The 15,522-nt window shown below is 24.1% G+C and carries 13 protein-coding genes; 8 read left to right on the plus strand and 5 right to left on the minus strand.

Annotated features, from left to right (window positions below; all coding sequences use genetic code 11):
* Positions 1–10 precede the first annotated feature (10 nt).
* Genes H0H51_RS00770 through guaA form a run of 4 tightly spaced genes read left to right on the plus strand, consistent with a single transcriptional unit; the run spans position 11 to position 5,005 of the window.
* Positions 11–577 carry a formyltransferase family protein gene (locus H0H51_RS00770; RefSeq protein ID WP_185876968.1) on the plus strand — a complete coding sequence of 189 codons (567 nt, stop codon included), beginning with the start codon at positions 11–13 and terminating at the stop codon, positions 575–577.
* A gap of 45 nt (positions 578–622) precedes the next feature.
* Positions 623–2,155, plus strand: coding sequence for a bifunctional phosphoribosylaminoimidazolecarboxamide formyltransferase/IMP cyclohydrolase (gene purH / locus H0H51_RS00775; RefSeq protein WP_185876969.1), 1,533 nt, complete (start codon positions 623–625; stop codon positions 2,153–2,155).
* Positions 2,156–2,177: 22 nt separating this feature from the next.
* A complete protein-coding gene (purD, locus tag H0H51_RS00780; protein ID WP_185876970.1) occupies positions 2,178–3,422 on the plus strand; it encodes a phosphoribosylamine--glycine ligase in 1,245 nt (414 codons plus the stop codon).
* A gap of 20 nt (positions 3,423–3,442) precedes the next feature.
* Positions 3,443–5,005 carry a glutamine-hydrolyzing GMP synthase gene (gene guaA, locus H0H51_RS00785; protein WP_185877103.1) on the plus strand — a complete coding sequence of 521 codons (1,563 nt, stop codon included), beginning with the start codon at positions 3,443–3,445 and terminating at the stop codon, positions 5,003–5,005.
* A 6-nt stretch (positions 5,006–5,011) separates the two neighbouring features.
* Here the strand turns inward: guaA and accD are convergent, their stop codons facing one another.
* Both accD and fbaA read right to left on the minus strand, forming a co-directional pair.
* Positions 5,012–5,851 (minus strand): acetyl-CoA carboxylase, carboxyltransferase subunit beta, encoded by an 840-nt coding sequence (gene accD / locus H0H51_RS00790; protein WP_185876971.1) that lies wholly within the window; start codon positions 5,849–5,851, stop codon positions 5,012–5,014.
* Between the two features lie 9 nt (positions 5,852–5,860).
* Positions 5,861–6,928, minus strand: coding sequence for a class II fructose-bisphosphate aldolase (fbaA, locus tag H0H51_RS00795; protein ID WP_185876972.1), 1,068 nt, complete (start codon positions 6,926–6,928; stop codon positions 5,861–5,863).
* Between the two features lie 135 nt (positions 6,929–7,063).
* Here fbaA and H0H51_RS00800 point away from each other — a divergent pair, with 135 nt between their 5' ends.
* Positions 7,064–9,658: a UvrD-helicase domain-containing protein gene (locus tag H0H51_RS00800; protein ID WP_185876973.1), complete on the plus strand. Its 2,595-nt coding sequence runs from the start codon at positions 7,064–7,066 to the stop codon at positions 9,656–9,658.
* A gap of 4 nt (positions 9,659–9,662) precedes the next feature.
* Here H0H51_RS00800 and lipA read toward each other — a convergent pair whose 3' ends face one another.
* Positions 9,663–10,517 carry a lipoyl synthase gene (gene lipA, locus H0H51_RS00805; RefSeq protein ID WP_185876974.1) on the minus strand — a complete coding sequence of 285 codons (855 nt, stop codon included), beginning with the start codon at positions 10,515–10,517 and terminating at the stop codon, positions 9,663–9,665.
* Positions 10,518–10,594: 77 nt separating this feature from the next.
* On the opposite strand from lipA, the gene H0H51_RS00810 reads away from it, so the two are divergent.
* From H0H51_RS00810 to H0H51_RS00820, 3 genes are read left to right on the plus strand one after another with little or no spacing between them, the layout of a single operon-like run.
* Positions 10,595–11,698 carry a Nif3-like dinuclear metal center hexameric protein gene (locus tag H0H51_RS00810; protein ID WP_185876975.1) on the plus strand — a complete coding sequence of 368 codons (1,104 nt, stop codon included), beginning with the start codon at positions 10,595–10,597 and terminating at the stop codon, positions 11,696–11,698.
* A gap of 15 nt (positions 11,699–11,713) precedes the next feature.
* Positions 11,714–12,517, plus strand: a complete 804-nt coding sequence (locus tag H0H51_RS00815; protein ID WP_185876976.1) for a zinc ribbon domain-containing protein — start codon at positions 11,714–11,716, stop codon at positions 12,515–12,517.
* A gap of 12 nt (positions 12,518–12,529) precedes the next feature.
* On the plus strand, positions 12,530–13,090 hold the full coding sequence (locus H0H51_RS00820) for a thioredoxin family protein (protein WP_185876977.1): 561 nt from the start codon (positions 12,530–12,532) through the stop codon (positions 13,088–13,090).
* On the opposite strand, the gene H0H51_RS00825 is transcribed toward H0H51_RS00820, so the two are convergent.
* Positions 13,074–14,084 (minus strand): DHH family phosphoesterase, encoded by a 1,011-nt coding sequence (locus tag H0H51_RS00825; RefSeq protein ID WP_185877104.1) that lies wholly within the window; start codon positions 14,082–14,084, stop codon positions 13,074–13,076. The two genes, H0H51_RS00820 and H0H51_RS00825, sit on opposite strands and share 17 nt — an antisense overlap.
* A gap of 7 nt (positions 14,085–14,091) precedes the next feature.
* The gene (locus H0H51_RS00830) at positions 14,092–15,516 is read right to left on the minus strand and encodes a CCA tRNA nucleotidyltransferase (protein WP_185876978.1); all 1,425 of its coding nucleotides are present in this window, start codon (positions 15,514–15,516) and stop codon (positions 14,092–14,094) included.
* Positions 15,517–15,522: the final 6 nt, after the last annotated feature.

The following is a 15,522-nucleotide window of genomic DNA, read 5'->3' on the forward strand; positions in this document are numbered from 1 at the left end:
TTTTTATTTTATGAAAAAAATAGCTGTTTTAGTTTCTGGAAAAGGAAGTAATATGATGCATATTTTATTAGCCATTGAAAATGGTATTCTTTCTAATTTCAGAATTAATATGGTTATTTCCGACAGACGTTGTCATGCAATTCAAGTAGCACTAAAAAAAAATATAATGTCTTTTTCTTTAGAAAAAAGAAAAAAAAAATTTATTTCACAGGAAATAAATAATCTTCTTATACAAGATGTTCCAAACATTATAGTTTTGTCAGGATTTCTTTTTATACTAGACGCGGAATTTTGTGAAAAGTGGCATGGAAAAATTATTAATATTCATCCTTCTCTTTTACCAAAATATGGAGGAAAAGGAATGTACGGAATGAAGGTTCATAAAGAAGTTATTAAAAATAAAGAAAAATTATCAGGAGCTACAGTTCATTATGTAACAAAAGACGTAGATGCAGGAAGCATAATTTTGAAAAAATCATGCAAAATTGATTCAAAAGAAACTCCAAAATCATTATCAAAAAAAGTTTCTCTTATAGAAAAAGAAATATTAATTCAATCTATTAAAAATTTTTTATGAAAAAATATTTTATTTAAAATCCATTATAAAATAAAAACAAGTAACATGAAAAGAGCATTGATTAGTGTTTATAAAAAAAACGAAAATCTATTTCAGTTTGCTAGTTTTTTATCTAAAAAAGGATATCAAATAATATCCACTGATGGTACTTATCAATTTTTGATAAAAAAAGGTTTGACTAATGTAATAGAAGTTTCAAAAGTAACTTCTTTTCCTGAAATACTCGATGGAAGAGTAAAAACTATTCATCCTAATATATATGGTGGAATTTTAGCAAATCGATCAATTGAAAAGCATATTCAATCTATTCGTTATCATAATATTCATTTAATTGATATTATATTGATTAATTTTTATCCATTTTCTGATAAATTAAATCATAAAAAAACTTGTCATTCTTTAGTTGAATTTATTGATATAGGTGGTCCTTCTATTCTTCGTGCAGCTGCTAAAAATTTTCACTATGTTACCTCTATTGTAGATGAAAATGATTGTGAATTGGTAAAAAATGAAATTGAAAATAATGGGGAACCTTCTTTAGGATTGAGGAAAAAACTAGCGGGAAAAGTATTTAATTTTACTTCTTATTATGATTCCACTATTTCTAAATATTTTTTGGAATTTGAAAATGATAATTTCCCTATTTATTTGAATTCTCCTTATAAGAAAAAAATGAATCTTCGTTACGGAGAAAATCCTCACCAAAAAGCAGCTTATTATATCAATACTTTTCACAATGGATCTATGAAAAATTTTCATCAATTACATGGAAAAGAATTATCATTTAATAATCTAAGAGATATAGATATAGCTTGGAAAATTATCTCTCAATTTTCAGAGCCTGCTTGTTGTATTGTGAAACATTCTACTCCTTGTGGAGTCGCATTAGGAACCAATATTATGGAAGCATTTCAAAAAGCTTATTATTCTGATACGGTTTCATCTTTTGGAGGAGTAATGGCTGTTAATGTTTCAATAACGGAAAAATTATCGGAAGAAATTAATAAAATTTTTTTGGAAGTTATTATATCCACAAAATATGAAAAAAAAATATTAAATATATTAAAAAGAAAAAAAAATATTAGAATTATAAAAATAAATAATCCAGTTTCAGATAAATTAGAATGTGTTCAAATAGACGGAGGAATTTTAGTACAAGAAACTGATTATTTATTAAACAATAAAGAAAAATTTCAAATAGTTACCAAAAGAAAAATTAGCGATCAAGAGATGAAATCTTTGATTTTTGCTCAAAAAGTAGTAAAATATGTAAAATCTAATGCAATTGTTGTTGCCAAAAATACACAAACTCTAGGAATTTCTGGAGGACAGACTAATAGAATTTGGGCTGCTCGACAAGCTATAGAAAGAGCTTTAGAAAAAAATAAAAAAGGATTAGTTCTTGTATCAGATGCTTTTTTCCCTTTTCGTGATGTTGTAGATGAAGCTTTTCGTTCAGGAGGAATACATGTTATTTTACAACCAGGAGGATCTATACGAGATGAAGAATCTATAAAAGCTTGTAATGATTATGGAATGGCTATGGTTTTTACTGGTAAAAGATATTTTAAACATTAGAAATATTATTAATAAGTAAAGTATGAATATTTTAATTATTGGAGGAGGAGGACGTGAGCATGCTATCGGAAAAAAATTATTAGAAGATAATTGTTTATTAAATCTTTATTTTTACCCAGGAAATGGAGGTACAAATACAATTGGAAAAAACATTGATAATAAAAGAACTCTTTATGAGTTAGGAGATTTTGCAAAAAAACATCATATAGATTTAACCATTGTGGGATCTGAAATTTTCTTGATGGAAGGAATTGTAGATATTTTCCAAAATTTTGGATTAAAAATAATAGGACCAAATTATTTAGCAGCTAAACTTGAAGGAGATCGTATATTTGCTAAATCTTTCATGAAAAAATATGGAATTAGTACTCCTAAATACAATGTTTTTTCTTCCTACCGAGAATCTGCTACTTTTATAGATAAATGTAATACTGTTTCTTTTGCTATCAAAAGAAATGGAATTTCTTCAGGAAAAGGTGTAATTATTGCTCACAATAAGAATGAAGCGAAAAAAGCTTTAAAAGATATTATGATAGAAAAAAAGTTTGGAAAATCTGGAAATCAAGTTATCATTGAGGATTTTATTCAGGGAAAAGAAGCTTCTATTATATCCATTTTTAATGGTAAAAAAATTATTCCTTTTTTATCTGCTTTAGATTATAAAAAAATTGGAGAAAATGAAATAGGAAAAAATACAGGAGGAATGGGATCTATAGCTCCAAATCCATATGTGACAAAATCTGTTTGGGAAGATTTTCAAAAAAGTGTGTTAGAACCAACTTTAGAAGGATTAATTTCAGAAAAATTAACTTTTTATGGATTTATATATTTTGGATTGATGATTACTTCAAATAAAGTTTATTTATTAGAGTATAATACTAGAATTGGAGATCCTGAAGCTCAAACTTTATTACCATTAATGAAAAGTAATTTTTTAAATATTATTAAGTCTTTTTTTTCAAAAAAAGAAATTTTCATCATTTGGAAAAAATTATATTCTTGTTGTGTTGTTTTGTCTTCTGAAGGATATCCAGATGAATATAAAGGAGGAAAAATGATAATAGGACTAAATTTAATACAAGAACCTTTTTATATTGCTGGAGCAAATAAAAAAAATGGAAAATGGGTCACTTCAGGTGGACGTATTATAAATATAGTGGGAATTGGAAATACAATTAAAGAAGCGAGAGATATAGCTTATGATAAAGCAAAAAAAATACAGTTCGAAAATTTATATTATCGAAAAGATATAGGTTTATTTGTATGACTATTATAAATAAATCAAAAATGCAAAAAGATTTAATTCTAATATTAGATTTTGGATCTCAATATAGTCATATGATTGCAAGAAGAATTAGGGATATAGGGGTATATACAATTCTATTGCAATATAGAGATTATGAAAATTCTATATCCAATCTATTATCAAAAAAATCCAAAGGAATTATTTTGTCAGGAGGGCCTTTCTCCGTTAATGAAAATAATCCTCCATTAATATCTAAAGATATATTCAATTTAAATATACCAATATTTGGAATTTGTTATGGAATGCAATTGATTTCCTTTCTTTTTCAAGGAAAAATTGAAAAATCTAAATATCAAGAATATGGAAAAACTTCTTTTACTATTAATAATTCCAACAATAAATTGTTTTATAAAATTCCGAAAAAATCTATTGTTTGGATGAGTCATTTTGATGAAATTAAAATACTTCCCAAAAACTATAAAACTATAGGTTATACTCCTTCTTGCTCTATTGCAGCTTTTAAACATATAAACAAAGAAATTTATGCTGTGCAATTTCATCCAGAAGTGAAAAATACAGAATATGGAATATATATGTTAAAAAATTTTGTTTTTCACATTTGCAAATGTGAAAAAAGTTGGAAATTGAAAAATTTTTTAAAAAATGCAATAAAAAATATAAAAAAACGTATAAATAATAAAAAAAAAGTATTGTTAGGATTTTCTGGAGGGATTGATTCTTTTGTTACAGCTTATATTATTCATAACGCTATTGGTAAAAATTATTTAATTTGTGTTTTTGTGGATACAGGATTACTTCTTTCTAAAGAAAAAGAAAGAATATTTGCATTATGCAATAAAATGAATTTATCTATTAAAATAATAGATGCTAAAAATCGTTTTTTAAGTAGATTATCTAGAGTCATTGATCCAGAAATAAAAAGAAAAATAATAGGTAAAGAATTTTTTTATATCTTCCAAGAAGAAGCTGAAAAAATTAAAGATGTTGAATTTTTAGCACAAGGAACCATTTATTCGGACATTATTGAATCTTCTTCTAAAAAAAGCCAATTAAGTTGTTCTATAAAATCTCATCATAATGTAGGAGGATTACCCGATTCTAAATTTAGGAATTTGAAAATTATTGAACCATTAAAAGAATTATTTAAAGATGAAGTTAGAAAACTAGGGGAAGAAATAGGAATTCCAAAAGAAATTTTACGTAAACATCCATTTCCCGGACCTGGATTAGGCATTAGAATTATTGGAAGGATAAATGAAAAAAAAATTAATATCTTAAAAAAAGCAGAAAATATTCTTATGGAGGAATTAAAAATTCATGATATTTATGACTCTGTTAGTCAAGCTTTTATCATTTTATTACCTATTAAATCTGTTGGAGTTATGGGAGATAAAAGAACTTATGAATATGCAGCAGTATTACGTATTATAAACACAGAAGATTTTATGACTGCAACTTTTTCACATTTATCTTACGATTTTTTAGAAAAAATTTCAAATAGAATTACCAGTGAAGTTGATGGAATCAATAGAATTGTTTATGATATAACTTCTAAACCTCCGGCAACTATCGAATGGGAATAAATTGAATTACATCATCATAGAAACTAAATTATATATATTTTTTTTCAATTCAGTTCTAGAAGAAATTAAATCTATAAAACCATGATCCATAAGAAATTCTGATGTTTGAAATCCTTCTGGAAGACTTTTACCAATGGTTTCTTTAATCACTCTAGGTCCAGCAAATCCAATAAGAGCTCCAGGTTCTGCTATATTAATATCTCCAAGTAAAGCGTAAGAAGCCGTAACTCCTCCAGTAGTAGGATCCGTTAAAACGGATATATAAGGAATTTTAGAATCACGCAATTGAGTTAACCTAGCAATTGTTTTAGCCATTTGCATTAGTGAAAAAGAAGATTCCATTATTCTAGCACCACCAGATTTAGAGATTAATATATAAGGAAATCTCTTTTCTATACAGTATTTTACTGCTCTAGAAATTTTTTCTCCTACTACAGATCCCATAGACCCACCTATAAAAGAAAAATCCATGCAAGATATTACTACATCAAGTCCTTTTATTTTTCCAATTCCTGTTCTAATAGCATCATATAAATTTGTTTTTTTTTTAGCTTCTTTAATTCTATCTGTATATTTCTTATAGTCTTCCCATTTTATGGGATCTTTACTAATTACTTTTTTATCAATTTCGAAAAAATTTCCGTTATCAAAAAGAATTTCAAAATATTCTTTACTATGAATTCTTACATGATATCCATCTTCTGGACTAACGTAAGAATTTTTTCTTAAAACTTCTATATCTACAATTTTTCCACTAGGAGTTCTATGCCATAATCCCTTTGGTAAATCTTTTTTTTTGTCTACAGGAGTTAAAATATTTTTTTTTTTTCTCAAAAACCAAGCCATATTTTTTTCTTATAAAGTATTAATATTATTCATAAATTCAAAATATTTTTTTAAAAGAGTTTTAAAGGACTCTTCTCCTTTTCTTAACCAAACTCTAGGGTCATAATATTTTTTATTTGGAATATTTTTTCCTTCTGGATTTCCTACTTGTTTTCTTAAATACTCTTCATTATTTTTCATATAATCCCTTACTCCACAAGTGAAAGCGTACTGTAAATCAGTATCTACATTCATTTTAACAACTCCATAACTAATAGATTCTTCTATTTCTTTCCTAGAAGATCCAGATCCACCATGAAAAACAAAAGAAACCGGTTTATTCTTTGTAATAAGTTTTTTTTGTATGTATTTTTGTGTTTCTTTCAGTATTTTAGGACGAAGTACTACATTACCCGGTTTATAAACTCCATGTACATTTCCGAATGAAGCAGCTATAATAAAATTTTTGCTTATTTTCATCAATTTTTCATAAGCGTAACTAACATCTTTAGGTTGAGTATACAACTTATTGTTTTCTATATGAGAATTATCTATACCATCTTCCTCTCCACCTGTTACACCTAATTCTATCTCAATGGTCATGTTTTTTTTATTCATTTTTTCAAAATATTTTTCACAAATTCTAATATTTTCTTTCAATGGTTCTTGAGATAAATCTAGCATATGTGAACTGAACAGAGTTTTTCCAAAACGGTTAAAATATTGTTCATTTGCTTCAATCAATCCATCTATCCATGGTAAAAAATATTTAGAGCAATGATCTGTATGTAAAATAACTGTTGATTTGTAAAATGAAGCTAGTTCATGAATATGCATAGCACAAGCTATAGACCCCTTTATTGCTGCTTGTTGTTTATAATTATTCAACCCCTTTCCTGCATTGAAAATAGCACCTCCATTAGATAATTGAATAATAACAGGAGAATTTACTTCTGCAGCAGTTTCCATTACTGAATTTATAGTATTAGATCCAATAACATTTACAGCAGGGATAGCAAAAACCTCTTCCTTAGCATATTCAAATATTTCCAAAACGAGATTACCAGTTGCTACTCCAAAAGGAAATTTTCTAGACATGTATTTTAATTTTTTAATTTAAAGTCAAGATAAACAACAAATATAAAAGTATTCGTAGATTATTATATTGTGTACATTTTTCATGTTTTATATAACTAAATTTATTTGAAAAAAATGAAAAATTTTTAATAAGTTATGATTATTCCATCTACATTAAAAATATATAACGCTTCAGCTGGTTCTGGAAAAACTTTTTTTTTGGTTAAAAATTATCTTTATATCCTATTAAAAAATAGGAATTCTGATGAGTTTAAAAAAATTTTAGCTTTGACTTTTACTAAAAAAGCTTCTGAAGAAATGAAAAAACGTATTCTTCAATGTCTTAAAGAATTTTCAAATCCAATAAGAATTAAAAAAGAATATTCTTATTTATTGAATAATCTTATAAAAGATTTGAATTTGACAAAACAACAATTACATAGACGATCTAAAAAAATATTATCTTCTATTTTTCATGATTTTCATTCTTTTTCTAAAAACATAAGTACGATAGATAAATTTAATTACAATATTGTTAGATCTTTTTATTCAACTAAAAAGATTGATTTAGAAATGGATACAGAAAAAATTCTATTTAAAGTTGTAGATAATTTATTATGTAGATTAAATAATTCAGAAAAATGGTCAGATATTTTAGTTCAATTTTCCATAGAAAAATTAAGGGAAGGAAAAAACTGGGATTTAAGAAAAGAATTATTTAAGATGGCTCGTATTATAATGGATGAAAATAATTTTTTACCAGTAAAAAAAATAAAAAGTTATTCTTTGGAAAATTTCGTACAATTAAAAAACGTTTTAATCAAAAGAACTCGAAAATTTGAGGAAAAATGTGAAACACAAGGAAGAAAATTTTTTGTTTTTTTAAGGGAAAATTATATTTCAGAAAAATCATTTCTCAATTCGGAATTTCCAAAATTTTTCCAAAAATTTAAAACTAAAAATATACTTCTTAATCCTTTTCATGAAAATCTTGAAAATAATATTCAAAAAAAAATTTTTTATTCTAAAAATTCTAAAAAAAGTCAAAGAATATTGATAGAAAAAAATCAAAATAAAATTATTTCATTATATAATAAAACGAAATCTATTTACAATAATAATATATCATGTTATCTTTTGGATAAAATATTTTTAAGAAATATTAATATACTGTCAATAATACATGAAATTGAAAAAGAATTAAATTTTATAAAAAATGAAAAAAGAATTATTCTAAATATAGAATTAAATAAAATTATTTATGAAAAAATTACCAAAGAGACATTTCCTAAAATTTATGAAAAAATAGGAACGAAATATAAACATTATTTTATAGATGAATTTCAAGATATTTCATTTTTACAATGGAATAATATTAAAATATTAATTGAAAATGCATTATCTGAAAATGGATCCGCCATGATAGTAGGAGATCCAAAACAATCTATATATAGATGGAGAGGGGGAGATTCCAAACAATTTATTAAATTAATAAATTATAAATCTATAAATTATAAAAAGGAGTTAAAAACTCTGGAAAAAAATTTTAGAAGTTATAAGGAGATTGTAAAATTTAATAACTCTCTTTATAAATCTATATCTAAAATTTTTCGTTCTCATGATTATAAAAATATATATCTAAATTCAAAACAGAAAGTATTTAAAAAATCTGGAGGATATGTGGAGATAAACTTTATAAAAAGTTTATTAGTTTCTAATTATAAAGAACATATTTATTTCCAGGTGAAAAATAAAATAGAAAAACTTTTGAGAAAAAAATATCTTTTATCAGATATATCTTTATTAGTTAGAAATAATAAAGAAGGACATTTTTTGTCTGAAAGACTTATTGAAGATGGTTTTAAAGTTAATACATCTGTTTCTCTATTAATAAAAAATCAGTTAGAAATACAAATAATCATAAATTTATTTTATATTATTTCTAATCCATATTGTTATCAAAAAAGAGTTGTTTTAATTTTTTTATTGTTGAGAAAAAAATTTCTTCTTACTAAGAAAAAATATCATGATTTTATAATGGAAATAATCTTTTTTCCATTAGACATTTTTCTAAAAAAAATTTCGTTAAAAAATAAATTTTTTGTAAAAAAAATATATAACAAAACAATATATAGTATTTCAGAAGAAATAATTAATTCTTTTGAATTATTAAATAAAAATAGTACTGCATCTATTTATTCTTTTTTAGATTTTGTTTATAGGTTTATGAAAAAAAAGGGTAATTCTATTATTGATTTTCTGAACTATTGGGAATCTAAAAAAGAAAAAGAAAGTGTCATTATCTCTGATAATAATAAAAATTCTATTCATGTAATGACTATTCATAAATCTAAAGGATTACAATTTCCTATAGTTATTCTTCCTTTTGCTGATTGGAATTCTCATTCTAATAATAAAAGAAAGAAAGAGGGAGGATGGATAGATGTAAATCCTCATTTATATAATGGATTGAATACTATTTATTTGGAAATAGAACCATATTTAAAACAAATAAAACATAATAAGGAAATACATAATTTTTATAAAAATTATATTTCAAATACAATGAATGATAATATCAATTTATTATACGTAGCTACTACTCGTCCTATAGAACAATTAATATTTTTTTCTAAATTAGAAAATGAAAAAACTATATCATTTTATATTAAAAATTTTCTCCAAGAAAAAAAAATATGGAACGATAAAAAATATCAATATTCCTTCGGGAAGGAAGGAAAATATTTTTAATAATTTATTTGACATGTTTTTCTGCATGATAAGAAGATCTAACTAATGGTCCACTTTCTACATATTTAAATCCCATTTTTAATCCAATTTTTTTTAATTCTTTGAATTCTTCTGGAGATATAAAAAAACGAACAGGATAATGTTTTAAAGAAGGTTGTAAATATTGTCCTATTGTTAGAATGTCTACTTTAGAGTTCTTAATATCTTCCATTGTTCCTATTATTTCACTTTTTGTCTCTCCTAGTCCTAACATAATCCCTGTTTTTGTTCTAATATTATTATTTTGTTCTTTAATATATTGTAATACTTTAAGACTTCTATCATATTTAGCTTGAACACGTATTTCTTTTGTTAATCTAGAAACTGTTTCTAAATTATGAGAAATTATTTCTGGACGAATATTAATTATTTTATCTATTATTTTATTTTCTCCTTTAAAATCAGGAATTAAAGCTTCTATTGTTATATCCGGATTTAAATATCTTACTTTTTGTATAGTTTTTACCCAGATAGAAACCCCCATATCCGTTAAATCATCTCTATTAACAGAAGTTAATACTGCATGTTTTATTTTTAAAATTTTTATAGACTCTGCTACTTTTTTGGGTTCTTCTAAATTTACCTTTTGAGGCTTTCCAGTTTTAACTCCACAAAATTTACAAGATCTTGTACAAATATTTCCTAATATCATAAAAGTAGCTACACCTTTTTCCCAACATTCTCCTATATTAGGACAACTTCCACTTTGACAAATCGTATTCAATTTATGTAAAGAAACCAATTTTTGTAATTTATAATAATTTTTATTTATTGGTAGTTTTACTTTTATCCATTTTGGCTTTTTTCGAAGAAAATTCATAATTTTTATTTCATTTTATCATTTATACAAAAATCAATTTTTTTTGATAAATTTGTTTTTTTGTTATAGTTAACAAAATGAAAATCTTTGTTAGAGATATAGTTAAAAAATTAGAAGAATTAGCACCTATAGAATATGCAGAATCTTATGATAATGTGGGGTTAATAATTGGAAATTATGACCAAGAAATAAAAAATATTTTAATAACTTTAGATCTAACTGAAGAAGTATTTAATGAATCTATAAATAAAAAATGCAACTTAATAATTTCCTTTCATCCTATAATTTTTAAGCCTATAAAAAATATAACTGGAAAAACATTTTCAGAAAGAGTTATAATTTCTGCATTGAAAAATGATATTTCTATTTATGTTATTCATACAAATTTAGATTCTATATGGAAAGGAACTTCCGATTATATATCGAAATTATTGAAAATAAATAAAGAAAAAGTTCTTTTTCCTAAAAAATATACCATAAAAAAAATGATTACTTATGTTCCAGTTAATTATGCAGAAAAAGTGAGAAACTCTTTATTTGAAGCTGGAGCTGGAAATATTTCCAATTATAGTCATTGTAGTTATAATTTTGATGGAATAGGAAGCTATATGGGAAATAAAAGTAGTAAACCATTTTCTGGTAAAAAGGAATCTTTTCATATGGAGAAGGAAACTTGTATTGGTGTTATTTTTCCTTCTCACAAAGAAGAAATGATTAAAAATTCTCTTTTTAAAAGCCATCCCTATGAAGAAGTAGCTTATGAAATTTATAATATTGAAAATATTAATCCTTATACAGGAATAGGTTTTATAGGAGAAATAGAAAAAGATATGAATGAATCTAATTTTTTATTATTTATAAAAAAAAAAATGAATCTATCTTGTATTCGTCATTCTTATTTTACAGGAAAAAAAATAAAAAGAATAGCTTTTATAACAGGTTCAGGTCGTTTTGGAATAGAAACTGCTGTTAAAGAAAAAGCTGATGTATTTATATCATCCGACTTAAAATATCATGATTTTTTTAAATCTGAAAAAAAGATATTTATTGTGGATATAGATCATTATGAATCAGAAAAAATTTCTAAAAATCTATTAAAATATTTTTTAGATAAAAGTTTTACTTTTATTTCTATTTATAAATCAGAAGTTTATACTAATCCAATTAGATATTTTTATTGAAACTATTTATTTTTTATGGTACATAAAATGCAAGAAGCTACCACAGTGGTGGATAAATTAAGAGTATTATATAATCTTCAGTTAATAGACTCTCGTATAGATGAAATACGAAAGTTCCGTTTGAATGTTCCAATGGAAATAAAAACATTAGAGGAAGAACTATCTCAAGTAAAAAAAAATTTAGAAAGTATTTACGAAGATATCTCTTTAATAAAAGAAAATATAGACAAACAAAATAAAAATATTAGATACTCAGAAAAATTGATTAAAAAATATGAAAAACAAAAAAATAATATAAAAAATCAAAAAGAATTATTATCTCTTAATAAAGAAATTGATTATCAAAAATTAGACATTCAGTTATCAAAAAAGAAAATTAAAGAATTGAATGCAAAAATTAATGAAAAAAAAGATTTTATAGAAAAAAAAGAGGAAACGTTAAAAAATAAAAAAGAACATATTTTTCATAAAAAAAAAGAATTAAATAAAATTATTATAGAAAACGAAAAAAAAGAAAAAATGCTATTAGAAAAATCTTTATTCTTTTCAAAAAAGGTTGATAATCGTTTATTACAAACTTATAAAAAAATAAGAAATGGAGTTAAAAACGGAGTAGCAATTGCTCCTGTCCAAAGAGGAGCTCCATTAGGATCTTATTTAGCAATTACACCTCAAAAATATTCAGAACTAATACAAAGAAATCAACTTTTAATAGATGAACATAGTGGAAGAATATTAATAGATTCTGAATTAGCTGAAGAAGAAGAAAAAAAACAAAATATTTTTTTATATAGATATAAAAAAAATAAAAAAGATTAAAATTAATTAATTATGGTATTAACTTATTCTTCCAGTAAAATTATTATTAAAATAAAGAGTTTTAACTTACTAGAAGTTTCTTCAGGAAAGAAAAAATCTATGAAAGACTATTTTTCAAATATAGCAACTGTAATCATGTTTATTTGTAATCATTGTCCTTATGTACAACATATTAACAATGAATTAATTCGTTTATCCAATGATTTTATTCCAAAAGGAATTTCCTTTTTAGCTATTAATTCTAACGATGTAAACAAATATCCGGAAGATTCTCCGGAAAATATGAAAATAATACATGATCAGTTAAATTATCCTTTTCCTTATTTCTTCGACGAAACACAAGATGTAGCAAGATACTATTGTGCGAAATGTACTCCTGAATTTTTTATTTTTTATGGAAATGGAAATTTATGTTATCACGGTCAATTAGATAATTCCAGACCTAATAACAATATACCAATAACAGGATCAGATGTAAGAAATATATTGAAAAATATTTTAAAAGGAGAAAGTATCAGTCCAACAAATCATAATAAATTAAGTTACGGATGTAATATTAAATGGAAAACATAAGATCCATATAATAATTAGGAATAATTTTCAGAAAATATTTAATAGTTTCATTAAGATTTTTTTCTAAAGTTCCTCCTGCAGCATTTTTATGACCTCCTCCTTCAAAATGTTTTTTGGAAAATAGACCCACATCAAAATTTCCTTTAGAACGAAAAGAAACTTTAATTGGATATTTTTCTTTTTCTTCAAAAAAGAAAACAGAAAATACAATATTTTTTATCCCTAATCCATAAGTAATAATTCCTTCCGTATCTCCTGAATTATAGGAATAATTTCTAATATCGTTGGAATTAATGCTTGTATAAACTGTTCGATATTTTTTTATTATTTTTAATCTTTTCAATGCTTTAGATAATAATTTTAATTTATTCTTATTATATTTTTCTTGTAAACGGTCATATATTTCAACTATATTAATCCCCTTTTCTATCAATTTTCCTGCAATAAAATGAGTTTCTGAAGTTACAGAAGGAAAACGAAAAAATCCTGTATCAGTCATTAATCCAACATATAAACATGTGGCTATTTTTTTATCTATCTTATTTAAATGATTCATTTTAGATATAAGTCTAAAAACTAATATACTTGTAGCTGATACTGTGGAGTCAGAAAGCATAAAATCGAAATTAAATGGAAAAGGATGGTGATCTATTAGTATTTTTTTTGCTTTTGAATAGGATAAAAAATCTTTTAGTTTTTTTACCCTTGATAAATTATTGAAATCTATAAGAAAAATATAATCAGAATTTATAAATTTTTTTTTTATTAAAAATTGAGTTTCTTCTGAAAGAACAATAACTTCTTCAATTCCTGGAAGCCATTGGAAAAATTCAGAATATTTTGTTGGAGATATTAAATCTACATTATGTTTTAATTCTCTAAGATAGAATAAAAGAGCCAATGAGGATCCCAAAGCATCTCCATCTGGATTATTATGAGGTAATAAAATAATTCTTTTTTTATTTTTTCCATTAAAAATGCTAGAAATAAGCATATATTTCTTATTCATTATTTTTTTTTAATCCTAGTTCTTCTCCTTTTTTTAACATAAGAAAATAAGCAGATTGAAATTCATTAGATATCTTTCCTTCTAAAATAGAATCTTTGATAAAATTTTTTATAATTCCTATTTTTTTACATGGATTAATATTAAAAACCTTCATAATATCATTTCCTGATATAGGCGATTTCCAATTTTTTATTTTATCTTTTTTTTCCAATTTTTCAATCCTTTCCATAAGGAAATAAATATTTTCTTGGTATTTTTTCTTTTTTTCCATATTACTAGTAGTAATATCAGCAAGACACAATTTCATCAAATCTTCTACATCATCTCCAATTTCAAATAATAATCTACGTATAGAAGAATCTCTAGTTTTATCCCCTATCAACGCTATAGGTTTATAACTATTTTGAATAATTTTTTTTACATATTTCATAGGATTTCCGATAGGTAGTTTCAATCGTTTGAATATATGAAATATCATTTTTGATCCTACAAATTCATGAGAATGAAAGGACCATCCTATTTTTGGTAAAAATTTTTTTGTATGAATTTTTCCTATATCGTGAAGTAAAGCGGCCCATCTCAACCAAAGAGAATTTTCTTTTATTTTACTAATATTATCTACTACTTGTAAAGTATGATAAAAATTATCTTTGTGTTTATATCCATTTTTTTCTTCTATTCCCTTTAACAAGGTTAATTCTGGTAATATAATTGATAATAATCCAGATTCATATAATAACAATAAACCTATAGAAGGTTTTTTAGATAATAAAATTTTATTAAATTCTTCTATAATTCTTTCTGAAGATACAATATTTATCCTATTTTTATTTTTTTTGATAGATTTGAATGAAGATTTTTCAATAGAAAATTGAAGCTGAGTAGAAAATCGAATTGCTCGCATCATACGTAATGGATCATCAGAATAAGTAACATTTGAATCTAATGGAGTTCTTAATATTTTTTTTTTTAAATCTGATAGTCCTCCAAACGGATCAATCAATTTTCCATAATTATTATGGTTTAAACTAATAGCTAAAGCATTGATAGTAAAATCTCTTCTGTTTTGATCATCTTGTAATGATCCTAATTCTACAAAGGGATTTCTACTAGAAAAACAATATGATTCTTTTCTAGCCCCAACGAATTCTATTTTTTGATTGTTATATTTTAACATAGCAGTTCCAAAACGTTTAAATATCCTGATTTTAGGATAAGGTTTAATATATTTAGAAACTTCTTTAGCTAATCTAATCCCTTCTCCTATTGTTAAAATATCTAAATCTTCTGATTCTTTCTTCCCTAATAAAAAATCTCTTACATATCCTCCTATTACATAACTATCTTGTTTTATTCTTTGAGAAGAAATTCTGACAATGTGAAATATTTTTTTCTGAAGAGCTGATGATAAATTCATGTATTA

Origin of the sequence: Blattabacterium cuenoti (assembly GCF_014251995.1) — a bacterium.
GTDB lineage: Bacteria > Bacteroidota > Bacteroidia > Flavobacteriales > Blattabacteriaceae > Blattabacterium > Blattabacterium cuenoti_AE.

Coding starts and splice junctions, on each gene's coding strand:
- accD (WP_185876971.1), bottom strand. CDS start 5,851: ATGGCTTGGTTTTTGAGAAAAAAAAAAAATATTTTAACTCCTGTAGAC.
- guaA (WP_185877103.1), top strand. CDS start 3,443: ATGCAAAAAGATTTAATTCTAATATTAGATTTTGGATCTCAATATAGT.
- fbaA (WP_185876972.1), bottom strand. CDS start 6,928: ATGTCTAGAAAATTTCCTTTTGGAGTAGCAACTGGTAATCTCGTTTTG.
- H0H51_RS00820 (WP_185876977.1), top strand. CDS start 12,530: ATGGTATTAACTTATTCTTCCAGTAAAATTATTATTAAAATAAAGAGT.
- H0H51_RS00815 (WP_185876976.1), top strand. CDS start 11,714: ATGGTACATAAAATGCAAGAAGCTACCACAGTGGTGGATAAATTAAGA.
- purD (WP_185876970.1), top strand. CDS start 2,178: ATGAATATTTTAATTATTGGAGGAGGAGGACGTGAGCATGCTATCGGA.
- H0H51_RS00825 (WP_185877104.1), bottom strand. CDS start 14,084: ATGCTTATTTCTAGCATTTTTAATGGAAAAAATAAAAAAAGAATTATT.
- H0H51_RS00830 (WP_185876978.1), bottom strand. CDS start 15,516: ATGAATTTATCATCAGCTCTTCAGAAAAAAATATTTCACATTGTCAGA.
- H0H51_RS00810 (WP_185876975.1), top strand. CDS start 10,595: ATGAAAATCTTTGTTAGAGATATAGTTAAAAAATTAGAAGAATTAGCA.
- H0H51_RS00800 (WP_185876973.1), top strand. CDS start 7,064: ATGATTATTCCATCTACATTAAAAATATATAACGCTTCAGCTGGTTCT.
- lipA (WP_185876974.1), bottom strand. CDS start 10,517: ATGAATTTTCTTCGAAAAAAGCCAAAATGGATAAAAGTAAAACTACCA.
- purH (WP_185876969.1), top strand. CDS start 623: ATGAAAAGAGCATTGATTAGTGTTTATAAAAAAAACGAAAATCTATTT.
- H0H51_RS00770 (WP_185876968.1), top strand. CDS start 11: ATGAAAAAAATAGCTGTTTTAGTTTCTGGAAAAGGAAGTAATATGATG.